Origin of the sequence: Acetobacter sp. DmW_136, assembly GCF_008690365.1 — a bacterium.
Lineage (GTDB): Bacteria > Pseudomonadota > Alphaproteobacteria > Acetobacterales > Acetobacteraceae > Acetobacter > Acetobacter oryzifermentans.
Genome location: NZ_VHON01000030.1, coordinates 36,545 through 49,841 on the forward strand (window position 1 = coordinate 36,545; position 13,297 = coordinate 49,841).

The following is a 13,297-nucleotide window of genomic DNA, read 5'->3' on the forward strand; positions in this document are numbered from 1 at the left end:
CAGGCGTTCTGTAGAAATGAACTGACGGAAAGAAAGGCGAGAAAAGCCTGCCCGGTCAGTTGTTCATGGCTTCAAAGAAGTCATTGTTGGTTTTGCTGTATTTCAGCTTGTCCAGCAGGAAGTCCATGGCGTCCATCGTGCCCATAGGGGCCAGAATGCGGCGCAGAACCCACATTTTGGACAGTGTAGCCCGATCCACCAGCAGTTCTTCCTTACGGGTGCCGCTTTTGGTGATGTCGATTGCCGGGAAGGTACGCTTGTCTGCCAGCTTACGATCCAGCACCAGTTCCGAGTTGCCCGTGCCTTTGAATTCTTCAAAGATCACTTCGTCCATGCGGCTGCCGGTATCAATCAGCGCCGTGGCGATAATGGTAAGGGAACCACCTTCTTCAATATTACGGGCGGCACCAAAAAAGCGCTTAGGCCGTTGTAGGGCGTTGGCATCCACACCCCCGGTCAGCACCTTGCCGGATGAGGGGACAACGGTGTTGTAGGCGCGTGCCAGACGGGTAATGGAATCCAGCAGGATCACCACATCGCGCTTGTGTTCAACAAGGCGCTTGGCTTTTTCCAGCACCATTTCCGTTACCTGCACGTGGCGGTGTGCGGGCTCATCAAAGGTGGAGGCAATCACTTCACCGCGCACAGAGCGCGCCATGTCCGTAACTTCTTCTGGGCGTTCATCAATCAGCAGAACGATCAGGAAAACTTCCGGATGGTTGGCGCTGATGGAAGAGGCAATGCTTTGCAGCATAACCGTTTTGCCCGAGCGAGGCGGGGCCACAATAAGGGCGCGCTGGCCCATACCAATGGGGGAAACAAGATCAATAACGCGCGGGGTAAAGTCTTTTTGCGCGCTTTTCTTGCCTTTTTCGGATTTGGGTTCCGGGGCTGTTGCCTGGCTTTCCACTTCCATCTGAAGGCGACGTTCAGGGTAAAGTGGGGTCAGGTTATCAAAGTTGATTCGGTGGCGCACAGCATCCGGTGGCTCAAAGTTGATCGTGTTGATCTTGAGCATGGAGAAGTAGCGTTCACCATCACGCGGGGCACGAATCTGGCCCTCTACCGTATCACCTGTGCGTAGGGCAAAGCGGCGCACCTGTGTGGGGGAGATATAAATATCATCCGGGCCGGGAAGGTAGTTTGATTCGGGGGAACGCAGGTAACCAAACCCGTCGTGCATGATTTCAAGCGTGCCTTCGCCGTAGATCGCTTGGTCGTTATCGGCCAGCGCCTTCAGGATGGCAAACATCATGTCCTGCTTGCGCAGGGATGACGCGTTTTCAATATTCAGGTCTTCAGCGCAGGCCAGAAGATCCGCTGGGGATTTGGCCTTGAGTTCCGCAAGATGCATCTAGGAAATGCCCTGACTGGCAAAAGTTCATAAGGAATATGTCAGGATTTCTCATGCCATCGGCTGCCGGAAGCGCGCGGCTGCGGCAAATAGGCACCTTGCTGGAAGGTGATGCCGGGGCAGAATAATCCAGACTAAAGGGAGGATGCACTGGGCAGGTGAAGTCAGCCAGTACTATTGGGGCGGCATAATAACGGCGGCCAGATGTATCGTCAATAACCTTGTGGTGTGGGCTTCATGGCGTTGGCGCAGGGGTAATGGCTGCATTCCACCCGGCACGGGTCAGCCACACAGCGGAAACCGACATATCAGGGGAAATAAAACTGTTTACCTGAGACCATAGCTGGGAAGGGTGCATGGTGCGTGTAAGCCCACCGGAAATCTGATTCTGTGAGCATGGGCCATTCAGGTGCAGGCTGTCTTCCTTTAGGGTGGTGGTAAGTTGGCACATGCCGGTTTGCCCGCTTTGCAGATCAGGCGCTGTGCCTTCCACATCCGCACTTAACAGCGGGCGCATGGTACCATCCAGCAGCATCAGCTCCCCCGCTACATGGCCTGCCGTGGAAGGATGAAGCCCAACAAGCAACCGTTTGCCATTGCGTGAAGATACGGCGGCATAGCGTAAGGGTTCGGTGCTCAGATGGTCAAAAAACGCCTGATATCCATTAGGTGGCGGGGCCTGTGTGGGTGTGGAGGATGCAGCCTGTGCCGTAGACATGCTACCGATAAGAGAGGCGGAGAAAAAAGCCGTTTTCCAGAGCTGATGCATTTTACTTGATCCCTCCCAGCCAGCCTTTTTTCCAGAACCACAGCAGGGGCAATACAATGGTGGAGGCCATAAGCCCGAGTGAATACCAGTAACCGAAAGACCAGTTCAGTTCAGGCATGTTCTTGAAGTTCATACCATAGATGCCAGCAATCAAAGTAGGGGCTACCCCAATAAAGCTGACAACTGTCAGCACCTTCATGACCCCGTTCTGTTCAATGTTAATAAAGCCCAACGTGGCATCCAGCAGAAATTCCACCTTGTCCTGCGCCTGGGAAACATAGGCATCTAGCGAGGAAAGGTCTCGGCTTACTGTGGTAATGCGCATCCGCAGCGGGCTGGAAAGCGCATAGGCTGCGGCAGTATTGCTTTCCCCTTCTTGCGGTACGGAATCGGTGGTGATGTGGCGCGTGCTTAGCATGTATCCGGGGGTGGGGATGGCGCTGGCTGTTTTGCGGCTTTCGCTCAAAAACAGGGCAATGCGTTCCATACCCAAAAGCGTATCGCGCATACGTGAACACAGATTGCCCGAACTGCCCACGCGCTGGAGTAAGTCACGCTGCCATGATGCAATGTTGCGCATGGCTTGGCCGGATGGACGGGTGCGGAAAATATCGTGCGAAAGAGTATCCAGCAGGTCTCCCACGCTTTCCAGAATATCGGCCAGCCGGTCTACAATGGTTTCAATCAGCGCCACCAGAATTTCCCCCGCATGCAGCATGGTATCATGCTGGATGTGGAGTGGGGCAGAGGGGGCTGTGGTGGATGCGGGTGTGGGGAGCGGTGTTTCTGGGGTGGGAATGGCATGGGGGGCAGGCATAACCTGCGCATGATCCGCCACAAGCAACGCCACGGTTTCAAAAGACTGGTAGGACTGAAAGCGGATAGTGAATAGCCGGTTTTGCGTCAGAATAAAGCCGACAGGTGTTGTCTGAAATTCCGGACCGGTTTTCTGTAATAAAGGCGAGGAAAGAAAAGCCGCTCCATCGCGCACGCTAATGCGGGATGAACTTTCAATTTCGTTCAGATCATCCAGCGTGGGAATGGGCTGGCCACATAATTGGGTTGCCAGGGCCTGTTCCTGCGGGGTGGGATCCAGAAGATCCAGCCATACGGCATCGGCGGCGTCGGCTGCGGTCTCAATAGCCCGTGCGGGCATACCAGGCCGGTGGGCCAGGAACATGCGATTCTCCATTTTGTGTGCGCGCGCTACCGAAGGCAGGCAGGGCCACTGTTTTCTGAACACAGAATGTCAGGTGGCGATATGGGCTGCAAATATTCAACTGTTACAAATTATGCGGCCTTCTACGTGTTTCTGGCAAGGTTACGTGGTTGCAGGGCTGTGCAACGCCTTGCGGTATCTGGTAAGCCTGCGGCTTCGTTATGACAGGCGATGCCAGACTTTTGCATGTCTGGCAGGCGCGGTTTTTCACGCGGTATGGGAGCGGCAGACCAGAAATGGCAGATCCGAAGGAACACGGCACGGCAGCGGTGCAGAGCAATTCCCTCCGGCACCAGCCGGATGAGCGGGGGCATTTTGGTGGGCGTCATGGGGGGCGCTTTGTGGCGGAAACCCTTATGCCTCTCATTCTGGAACTGGATGAAGCCTATAAAGCTGCCAAGGCTGATCCGGCTTTCCGGAAGGAGCTGGATTATTATCTGAAAGATTATGTCGGCCGCCCCAGTCCGCTCTGGTTTGCCCAGCGCATGACAGAAGAACTGGGTGGCGCTAAAATTTTTCTTAAGCGTGAAGAACTCAACCATACGGGTTCCCACAAGCTCAATAACGTTATGGGGCAGATTCTGCTGGCCCGGCGTATGGGCCGCACCCGTATTGTGGCGGAAACCGGGGCGGGCCAGCATGGTGTGGCCACGGCAACCGTATGCGCCCTGTTCGGCCTGAAATGCGTGATCTACATGGGTGCTACCGATGTAGAGCGGCAAAAGCCCAACGTGTTCCGGATGCGTTTGCTAGGTGCGGAGGTCGTGCCCGTTACCTCTGGCGCAGGCACGCTGAAAGACGCCATGAATGAGGCCATGCGGGATTGGGTGGCCAACATTGCTGATACCTACATGCTTATTGGCACGGTGGCAGGCCCACACCCATACCCAGCTATGGTGCGTGATTTCCAGAGCGTAATCGGCACGGAAACCAAAGCTCAGATGAAGGCCGCTGAAGGCCGTCTGCCAGATGTTGTGGTGGCCGCTATTGGCGGCGGCTCCAACGCTATGGGCATTTTCTACCCGTTTCTAGATGATAAATCGGTTCGTCTAATTGGTGTGGAAGCCGCAGGCCACGGTCTGGATAGTGGCAAAACCGCTGCTTCTATTGAGCGCGGACGCCCCGGTGTGCTGCATGGCAACCGCACATACCTGCTTCAGAACGCAGATGGCCAGATTGAGGAAGCGCATTCCATCAGTGCTGGGCTTGATTACCCCGGTGTGGGGCCGGAACATTCATGGCTGCATGATATTGGCCGCGCAGAATACGTAGGCATTACGGATAATGAGGCCCTGGATGCCTTCCAGTTTTGCACACGTATGGAAGGCATTATTCCCGCGCTGGAATCTGCCCATGCCGTGGCTTATGCCGCCAAAATTGCGCCCACCCTTTCCAAGGATACCCTGCTGGTGGTCAACCTTTCTGGGCGGGGTGATAAAGATATTTTCACTGTTGCCGAACATCTGGGGGTCAAGCTGTGAGCCGTATAGCAGCCCGTTTTAAAGCACTTGCCGCTGAAGGCCGCGGTGCGCTTATCCCGTATCTGGAAGCGTATGATCCGGATTGGGATACATCGCTCGAACTGCTGCGGAAAATGCCCGCTGCTGGCGCAGACCTGATTGAAATTGGCATGCCTTTTTCAGATCCTTCCGCCGATGGCCCTGTTATTCAGGCTGCTGCTCGTCGTGGCCTTAAGGCCGGGGCCACGCTGGCAGGCGTGCTGGATATGGTAACGGATTTTCGTCAGCAGGATAACAAAACCCCCATTATCCTTATGGGGTATTTGAACCCGGTAGAATCCTACGGATATGAACGCTTTTGCCGTGATGCTGCGGGTGCTGGCGTGGACGGCCTGATTCTGGTGGATCTGCCGCCAGAGGAAGCCGATGTGCTGGCACCATTTGCCAAGGCAAACGGGTTGGATATCATCCGGCTTGTGGCACCCACCACATCGGATAAGCGCCTGCCTTATGTGCTCTCTCATGCTTCTGGGTTTGTGTATTACGTGAGCATTACGGGCATTACGGGCACACGTTCCGCTACCACGCATGATCTGGAAGAAGCCATTCCGCGCCTGCGTAAGGTAACAAAGCTGCCCATCGCCATTGGGTTTGGTGTGCGTACGCCGCAGCAGGCTGCCAACGCTTCCAGCATTGCAGATGGTGCTGTTGTGGCCTCGGCCTTGCTATCTACCTTGGCAGATACGTTGGATGACAAAGGGCGCGCTACGGCGGAAACTTTGCCACGCGTGTTGGCGCAGATTGAAGATCTGGCAAAAGCCGTGCGCAACGCTGGCGGAAAGGCGGTATGATTCCGTTTTTCCGATTCCAGTAATATCTTGTCCATGACATACGCTTCAGCCGCTCATATTGTTATTGTTGGGGCTGGCCCTGCGGGGTTGGCTGCTGCGGAGTATCTGGCACAGGCCGGTTACAGCGTGCAGGTGCTGGAGCGCATGCCCAGTGTTGGCCGCAAGTTTCTTATGGCAGGGCGGGGTGGGTTAAACATCACGCATTCCGAACCGCATGAGGCCTTGATGCGGCGTTATGGTGTGGCGCAATCATGGTTGCGCCCGGCATTGGATGCATGGACCACGCAGGACATCCAGCACTGGATGGAAGGGCTTGGGCAAGCCCACTTTACGGGGTCTTCTGGCCGTGTGTTTCCTTCGGCCATGAAGGCATCCCCGTTGCTGCGTGCATGGTTGGCGCGGCTGCAGGCGCTTGGTGTTGTTTTTCACACCCGCACCGCATGGAAAGGATGGGATGAGCACGGCCACCTGCTTGTGCAGCGTGCAGGGCAGGATGCCCCGCACCCCATGCAGGCAGATGCCACATTACTGGCGCTAGGTGGGGCAAGCTGGCCGCGTTTGGGCAGTGCAGGAGGCTGGGTGCCAGTTCTGGCGCAGCAGGGTGTGAATATAGCGCCCTTACAGCCTGCAAATTGTGGGTTTGAGACAGCATGGTCTGATCTGTTCCGGGAGCGTTTTGCAGGCGTGCCGGTTAAACCTGTGGCACTCAGCTTTGCAGGGTACCGCGTGCAGGGCGAAGTGATGGTAACTGCTAATGGGCTGGAAGGCGGCGCGATTTACGCGCTGTCTGCTCCTATTCGGGCTGCCATTGCCGAAGAGGGTGTGGTGACCGTGATGGTAGATTTGCGCCCGGATATGCCAGAGCAGGAAGTAGCCCGTCGTTTGGCGGCTACCCGCCCGCGAGAGAGCCTCTCTAATAAATTACGCAAGGCATTGCGCTTACCGCCTGTTGCTGTCGCATTGCTGCGTGAAGGTGGGCAGGATATTCCTTCCTCACCTCAAGCCTTGGCTGCGCGGTTAAAAGCTGTGCCCGTAGTGTTGAGCGCTCCACAACCGCTTGCCCGTGCCATTTCCACTGCTGGTGGGATTACGTCCGATTCCTGCACAGATGGCTTTATGCTGCGTGCAATGCCCGGTGTGTTTGTGGCGGGGGAAATGCTGGATTGGGAGGCCCCAACAGGCGGTTATCTGCTGCATGCCTGCCTTGCCACGGGGCGCGCGGCAGCAAAGGGCCTACAGGTATGGTTGCAGGATACAGGGGCTAAGCGGTATCCCCTCCAGCCATGAGCAGCATGATCATAATGGGTGAAGTGCCGGGGGGTGGCCCGGCACAATTGGATTTGGCCGAACTTCTGGCCACGCGCCTACTGGTGCAGGGTAATTCTGGGTCTGGTAAATCACACCTGCTGCGGCGGTTGCTGGAGCAATCCGCCCGCATGGTGCAGCAGGCGATTATTGACCCGGAGGGGGATTTTGTCAGCCTTGCGGAAAAATTCGGCCATCTGGTGATTGATGGCGCAGACCATTCCGAAATGGCGCTACATGCGGCGGGTGAACGCATGCGTATGCACCGTGCTTCGGTTGTGCTGAATCTGGAAGGTCTGGATGCAGACCAGCAAATGCGTTGGGCTGCTGCATTTTTGGGCGGCATGTTCGAGGTGCCGCGCCAATACTGGTATCCGGTGCTGGTGGTGGTGGATGAAGCGCAGCTTTTTGCCCCTGCCGCCGCAGGTGAAGTTTCGGACGAAGCCCGGCGCGCATCCCTTGGCGCCATGACAAACCTGATGTGCCGTGGTCGTAAACGTGGTTTGGCCGGGGTTATTGCCACGCAGCGTTTGGCCAAGCTGGCCAAAAATGTGGCTGCAGAAGCCTCCAACTTTCTGATGGGCCGCACATTTCTGGATATTGATATGTCCCGCGCGGCAGATTTGCTGGGGATGGAGCGCAGGCAGGCCGAATCGTTCCGAGATTTAGCACGCGGCACTTTTGTAGCACTTGGCCCAGCCTTGTGCCGCAGGCCAGTGCCGGTGCGTATTGGCACAGTAGAAACAGAAAGCCGCTCTGCCGGGCCGGTGCTTACGCCGTTTGAGCCGCCACCAGCGCCTGTGCATGATCTTATCCTGGCCCCCGTGCCTGTGCAGGATATGCCTGTTCGCCCACGCAAAGCGCCTGCACCGCCACCGCCTGATCTGCTAACTCAACTTGCGGCACATGGTGAGGCACAGGCCGCTCAAGCTGAACAGGAAGCCCCCGAAGAAACATCTGAAACCCAAACCGAGCGTGAAGCCCGCATGCGCGCCATTCTGCGTGACATGATGGAAGATGAAGAAGCTGCTTTTCGACCAGCACCCGTTTTGTATCAGGATTTTCTGGTACGGTGCAGGATTGCCGGATTGGGGCGGAATGCGCTGGATATGCGGCGCTTTAACCGGGCTTTGGCCACAGCTCGCAGCGGTGTGGATGAAGAAACATCCACGCAGCCCGAATGGCAGGAGGCCGAAGCTCTGGCCTCCACTTTGCCGGAAGACCTTCAGGCCGTGGGGCTTTTTCTGGCACGTGCCGCCTTGGGTCGGCAGCCATGTCCATCTGATGCCGCTATTGCGCGAGTGTACGGCACGGTTTCAAAGGGGCGTGCGCGCCGTCTGCTAGGGTGGTTGGAAGACCAGAATCTGATTGTATTGCGTGCAGATGGTATGGGCCGCCGTGTGCTTACTTTTATCGGCACAGGGTGGGAAACGCTGCCCGGCAACGCAGATGGCTGAAAAAACCACACCTGTTAGACGCATATAGCGTAAAAAGTGCCCCTTTGCGGGCATGACGGGCACGCCATGCAGTGCTATAGCCCGAAGCATGACGGAAGACCCGCCTTTTAGCCCGGCGCTGCTGCCCGCAGGCTTTGTAGATTTTTTAACGCCCGATGCCCGAACCGAGGCAGAAGGCGTTGCCACGCTTATGGACGTGTTTGCATCCCACGGATACGACCGCGTGCGGCCCCCTCTTATAGAGTTTGAGGACACGTATCTGGCGGGTGCCGGTGCGGCCCTTGCGGAACAGAGTTTCCGGGTGATGGACCCGGATACCCGTCGCATGATGGTGCTGCGCCCCGATATTACGCCGCAGGTGGCCCGTATGGCGGCAACCCGTGTGGCCAGCACGCCACGTCCGCTGCGTGTTTCTTACGCTGGTGTGTGTGTTGTGGTGTCTCCCGTGGCTGCGGAAGAAAGCAGCCGCCAGATTATGCAGACGGGTATCGAACTTATAGGCCCCGATTCGCCAGAAGCGGATGCGGAGGTTATGTCTGTTGGGGCGGAAGCGCTTGAGCGTCTGGGTGTGAAGGATGTTTCCTTCGATCTCACCATGCCGCCATTTATTCCAGCATTGCTGGAAGAAGGTAACGTGCCCGAAGCGCAGCGCGCCGCCCTTATGCGTGCGCTGGATCGTAAGGATTCCGCTGCCGTGGCCGAACAAGGTGGCCCACTGGCAAGCACGCTTATTGCATTGCTGGAAGCAACCGGGCTGGCAGAACATGCGGTGGCCCGGCTGATTGAAATTACCTTGCCGCCCAAGGCCCGTGCTGTTCTGGACCGTTTGGTAGATACCGTGGCCGCCCTGCGTGAGCAGTGCCCCAATCTGCGCATGACGGTAGATCCGGTAGAGTTTCGGGGCTGGAAATACCACACCGGTGTGTGTGTCACGCTGTTTGCCGTTGGCCGCTCAGAAGAGCTGGGGCGTGGTGGGCGTTACCTGTGTAATGATAATGAACCCGCCTGTGGGCTGACGTTGCGGCCAGATGTGCTGTTCCGCATGATTCCGCCTACACCTGCCCGCCCACGTGTTTATGTGGCGCCGGGGGCAGATAAGCGGGAGGCCGCACGCCTGCGCACGCAGGGTTACGCCACGCTGGCGGCATCTTCTCTCACCGTAGAGCCAGAGATTGAAGCACGCCGTTTGGGTTGCACCCATGTGTTGCGTGGCACCGTTTGCACGGCCTTGTCATGATTTTTCCCCCGGAAGGGGCTTTTTCTCTTTCAGTTAGCGGCAAGATTCTTTCAGGAGCACACCATCCATGTCCAACGTAACCGTGATTGGCGCCCAGTGGGGTGATGAAGGCAAAGGCAAAATTGTAGATTGGCTTGCTAGCCGGGCCGATATTGTTGTGCGCTTTCAGGGTGGGCACAATGCCGGGCATACGCTGGTTGTGGGCAATCAGGTTTACAAGCTTTCTCTGCTGCCTTCTGGCGTGGTGAACAACAAGCTGGGCATTATCGGCAACGGCGTGGTGGTGGACCCGCAGGCGCTGCTGGCGGAAATTGGCCGTATTCAGGAACAGGGGCTGGAAGTTACGCCCGATACGCTCAAGATTGCAGAAAATGCACCGCTGATTCTGCCTGTGCATGGTGCGCTGGATCGCGCGCGTGAGGCTGCGCGGGGTGATCGTAAAATTGGCACCACAGGCCGTGGCATCGGCCCCGCGTATGAAGATAAAGTGGCCCGCCGTGCTATTCGTCTGTGTGATCTGGCCGAGCCGGAAACGCTGGACTGGAAGCTGGATGAATTGCTGCTGCACCATAACACCCTGCTGGCAGGGCTGGGTGCACCTGTATTCACCAAGGAAGAACTTCTTACGTTCCTGACAGATATTGCCCCTAAAGTGCTGCCCTATATGGCCCCCACTTGGGATATTCTGGATGATGCCCGCCGTGCAGGCCGCCGTATTCTGTTTGAAGGTGCGCAGGCCGTGATGCTGGATGTAGACCACGGCACCTATCCGTTTGTTACCAGCTCCAACACTGTGGCTGCCAATGCAGGTACGGGTTCTGGCATGGGCCCAACGGCTGCGGGTTTTGTGTTGGGTATTGCCAAGGCTTACTGCACCCGTGTGGGTGAAGGCCCGTTCCCCACAGAACTGCATGATGAAACAGGCCGTCGTCTTGGTGAGCGCGGGCATGAATTTGGCACCAACACGGGCCGTGCGCGCCGTTGTGGCTGGTTTGATTCCGTGCTGGTGCGTCATGCTGTGCGCGTTGGCGGTATAAATGGTTTGGCACTTACCAAGCTGGACGTGCTGGACGGTTTGGATGAAATCCGGGTTTGCGTTGGGTATGAGCTGGACGGGCAGAAGGTCGAACGCTTCCCGTCTGCACCAGCAGCGCAGCAGCGTGTGCGGCCGGTGTATGAAACTCTGGAAGGTTGGAAGGAAACCACCCACGGTGCACGCCGCTGGGCAGACTTGCCAGCGCAGGCCATTAAATATGTGCGCCGGATTGAAGAGTTGGTGGGTGCGCCTGTTACCCTGCTTTCCACGAGCCCAGATCGGGATGATACTATTCTGATGCGTGATCCGTTTGAAGATTGATCTGGTTGCCAGAATATTTGTAACAAAAGGGCCTTCTCCATAAGGGAAGGCCTTTTTTTGTTGCAACTTTATGAGGGTTTCACAAAACTTTCATACGGGTACTTTTTGCCCGATATATAAGCGGTTTTCACACATAATCCCTTTCTTGCGAGGTGGTGGGACGTTGTTTTTTGCTGTGAGAACCCCCTATCTTTCAATCATGTTACAAAAAGCAGGGAAAGCATGAATAAGGCAGATCTTCTGGTGGTTGAGGATGATCCGGCACTCTCCCGGCTTATCGGCTACAATCTTGAAAAACAGGGATACGCAGTCCGTGTTGTAGGGGATGGTGAGGCAGCGCTTGAAGAAGTGCGCCAAAAACGCCCTGATCTGTTGTTGCTGGACTGGATGCTGCCGGGTATTTCCGGTTTAGAAGTGTGCCGCCAGCTACGGGGGCAGCCCAAAACAGCGACGCTTCCGATTGTGATGCTCAGCGCACGTGGAGAAGAAACAGATACGATCCGTGGCTTAGATACTGGGGCGGATGATTATCTTGTAAAGCCTTTTAGCATGGAGGCATTGTTTGCGCGTGTAAAAGCCATGCTGCGCCGCCTGCCACCAGCAGATAAAACATTACGGTTTGATACACTGGTGATGGATCGGGTGAGCCACAAGGTGGAACGTGGCGGGCGCTTGCTGGCGTTAGGGCCAACGGAATATCGGTTGCTGGAATTTTTTATGCTTAACCCAGGTAAAGTTTTCTCGCGCGAGGAACTTTTGAAACATGCTTGGGAACGCAGCTCTTTTGTAGAATTGCGTACGGTAGATGTGCATATTCGTCGCTTGCGGCAAACCCTGAATGAAGGAGATGAGCAAGATCTTATCCGTACAGTGCGAGCCAGAGGGTATGCGTTGGATCTGCCACAAGGCTAAGCAGGGTAAATTTTCGGCATGGTTGCACAGGCATGGCTGATAATGGGGGAGGGGGCCATAGCTGGTGTAGCCATGGCAACTTTGGGTGGCATGGTGCTTGGGCGTATGCGTGCTTCTGCAAGCCATGTGCCTGTTCTTGCACGGCGTAGCCCTAGTAAGGAAGTTTCTCAACCCTGTCTAGAACAGGTTATGGCCTGCCTGCCTGCTGCCATGTTGGTAATAAATGAAACACGCGGGTTGTGTGTGGTTTCCAAAATGGCTGAACAGCAGTTTGATGGAGACCTTGGCAGTATAGTCCGCCATCCGGCGTTTCAGGCCAAGCTGGATGTGGTGCTTGCGCAAAAGGTAGGAAACACACCATCGGGCCGTGTGCGTGTTATTCTGGATATTCCACGGTTGCGAGTGGTTCAGGCTGTTTTGCAAAAACAAAGCCTGCCAGCAGAGTTGTTGCCAATAAGTATGCGCAGGGAAAACACAGCACCCAATGCACAAACAACATTGGTGTTTGTTGATCTGCATGATGAAACAGATGCTGTTGTTGCGGAACGTCAGCATACGGATTTTGTGGCATTTGCCAGCCACGAGCTACGCACACCTTTGGCGGCTTTGCTGGGGTTTATAGAAACTTTGCAGGGGCCCGCTGCAGATGATCCATTAGCACAAAAAGAGTTTTTGGAAATTATGTCTCAGCAGGCCAAACGGATGCAAAACCTGCTGAACAGCTTGCTTTATCTTTCCCGCGTGCAAATGCAGGAACACCAAAAACCGCGTGAAGCAGTGTGTCTGGCTGATCTGTTTGAGCAATGCCAGGCAGAAGGAGATCTTCTGTCTGCCGGTTTGCCGGTTAAGGTTGATGTACAGCCGCCAGAAAACAAGAGCTGGCAGGTTGCAGGGGATGAAACACAACTTTTACAGGTTGTGGTTAATCTTGTTGAAAATGCTATAAAATATAGCCTTGTTTCAGAAAAAACAAAGTCCGGTAAACTTGTATCTATTACCATAACCTGCCATCAGGCAGAGGAAGATCAACGTTGGCCGAGCGCTGCGGGTATTGTGCTGAGTGTAACGGATAACGGCCCCGGTATTCCGGCCCGACATCTGGCGCGCTTAACAGAACGGTTTTACCGCGTAGCTAAAACTGCGGCCGCTGTGCAGGGTAGTGGGTTGGGGCTTGCTATTGTGCAGCATATTGTCACCCGGCATGGGGGGCGGTTTGTGGTGGAAAGCGCAGTGGGCCAGGGCACATCCTGCCATATCTGGCTACCGCTTTTGCCATTGGTGGCTGATCCTTCATTAAACTGTCACCAAACTGTCTTGCAGCCGTAACCCATTTTTGCATTCACTCCCTTACGAAGCAAAAGCGGCATGTACTGGTG

General features: G+C 55.8%; 11 protein-coding genes. 8 read left to right on the forward strand and 3 right to left on the reverse strand.

Annotated elements, in window-relative coordinates:
- Positions 1–55: 55 nt before the first annotated feature.
- The 3 genes from rho to FKW31_RS10570 all read right to left on the reverse strand — a co-directional run bounded on the left by rho (position 56) and on the right by FKW31_RS10570 (position 3,315).
- Positions 56–1,354: a transcription termination factor Rho gene (rho, locus tag FKW31_RS10560; protein WP_035351198.1), complete on the reverse strand. Its 1,299-nt coding sequence runs from the start codon at positions 1,352–1,354 to the stop codon at positions 56–58.
- Positions 1,355–1,589: 235 nt separating this feature from the next.
- Entirely contained in the window at positions 1,590–2,123 is a 534-nt protein-coding gene (locus tag FKW31_RS10565; RefSeq protein ID WP_150178528.1) for a hypothetical protein, read from the reverse strand.
- 1 nt (position 2,124) lies between these two features.
- Positions 2,125–3,315: a magnesium transporter CorA family protein gene (locus FKW31_RS10570; RefSeq protein WP_193562071.1), complete on the reverse strand. Its 1,191-nt coding sequence runs from the start codon at positions 3,313–3,315 to the stop codon at positions 2,125–2,127.
- Between the two features lie 188 nt (positions 3,316–3,503).
- Here FKW31_RS10570 and trpB point away from each other — a divergent pair, with 188 nt between their 5' ends.
- The 8 genes from trpB (at position 3,504) to FKW31_RS10610 (ending at position 13,247) form a co-directional block, all read left to right on the forward strand.
- A complete protein-coding gene (gene trpB, locus FKW31_RS10575) occupies positions 3,504–4,823 on the forward strand; it encodes a tryptophan synthase subunit beta (protein ID WP_006116859.1) in 1,320 nt (439 codons plus the stop codon).
- Entirely contained in the window at positions 4,820–5,653 is an 834-nt protein-coding gene (gene trpA, locus FKW31_RS10580) for a tryptophan synthase subunit alpha (protein WP_063353407.1), read from the forward strand. The genes trpB and trpA overlap by 4 nt, the downstream gene beginning before the upstream one ends.
- Positions 5,654–5,686: 33 nt before the next feature.
- Positions 5,687–6,940 (forward strand): TIGR03862 family flavoprotein, encoded by a 1,254-nt coding sequence (locus FKW31_RS10585; RefSeq protein WP_150178529.1) that lies wholly within the window; start codon positions 5,687–5,689, stop codon positions 6,938–6,940.
- Positions 6,937–8,415 (forward strand): ATP-binding protein, encoded by a 1,479-nt coding sequence (locus tag FKW31_RS10590; protein WP_150178530.1) that lies wholly within the window; start codon positions 6,937–6,939, stop codon positions 8,413–8,415. Before FKW31_RS10585 ends, FKW31_RS10590 begins: the two co-directional genes overlap by 4 nt.
- A gap of 52 nt (positions 8,416–8,467) precedes the next feature.
- A complete protein-coding gene (locus FKW31_RS10595; protein ID WP_006116862.1) occupies positions 8,468–9,652 on the forward strand; it encodes an ATP phosphoribosyltransferase regulatory subunit in 1,185 nt (394 codons plus the stop codon).
- Positions 9,653–9,719: 67 nt separating this feature from the next.
- Positions 9,720–11,009: an adenylosuccinate synthase gene (locus tag FKW31_RS10600; RefSeq protein ID WP_006116863.1), complete on the forward strand. Its 1,290-nt coding sequence runs from the start codon at positions 9,720–9,722 to the stop codon at positions 11,007–11,009.
- Between the two features lie 222 nt (positions 11,010–11,231).
- Positions 11,232–11,921, forward strand: a complete 690-nt coding sequence (phoB, locus tag FKW31_RS10605) for a phosphate regulon transcriptional regulator PhoB (RefSeq protein ID WP_063353408.1) — start codon at positions 11,232–11,234, stop codon at positions 11,919–11,921.
- Positions 11,922–11,939: 18 nt separating this feature from the next.
- Entirely contained in the window at positions 11,940–13,247 is a 1,308-nt protein-coding gene (locus FKW31_RS10610) for a cell wall metabolism sensor histidine kinase WalK (protein ID WP_150178531.1), read from the forward strand.
- Positions 13,248–13,297 lie beyond the last annotated feature (50 nt).

Bases quoted from the DNA above. Each gene is read 5' to 3' on its own strand.
- FKW31_RS10570 (WP_193562071.1), bottom strand. From the start codon at position 3,315: ATGGAGAATCGCATGTTCCTGGCCCACCGGCCTGGTATGCCCGCACGG.
- trpB (WP_006116859.1), top strand. From the start codon at position 3,504: ATGACAGGCGATGCCAGACTTTTGCATGTCTGGCAGGCGCGGTTTTTC.
- phoB (WP_063353408.1), top strand. From the start codon at position 11,232: ATGAATAAGGCAGATCTTCTGGTGGTTGAGGATGATCCGGCACTCTCC.
- FKW31_RS10590 (WP_150178530.1), top strand. From the start codon at position 6,937: ATGAGCAGCATGATCATAATGGGTGAAGTGCCGGGGGGTGGCCCGGCA.
- rho (WP_035351198.1), bottom strand. From the start codon at position 1,354: ATGCATCTTGCGGAACTCAAGGCCAAATCCCCAGCGGATCTTCTGGCC.
- FKW31_RS10600 (WP_006116863.1), top strand. From the start codon at position 9,720: ATGTCCAACGTAACCGTGATTGGCGCCCAGTGGGGTGATGAAGGCAAA.
- FKW31_RS10595 (WP_006116862.1), top strand. From the start codon at position 8,468: ATGACGGGCACGCCATGCAGTGCTATAGCCCGAAGCATGACGGAAGAC.
- FKW31_RS10610 (WP_150178531.1), top strand. From the start codon at position 11,940: ATGGTTGCACAGGCATGGCTGATAATGGGGGAGGGGGCCATAGCTGGT.
- FKW31_RS10585 (WP_150178529.1), top strand. From the start codon at position 5,687: ATGACATACGCTTCAGCCGCTCATATTGTTATTGTTGGGGCTGGCCCT.
- FKW31_RS10565 (WP_150178528.1), bottom strand. From the start codon at position 2,123: ATGCATCAGCTCTGGAAAACGGCTTTTTTCTCCGCCTCTCTTATCGGT.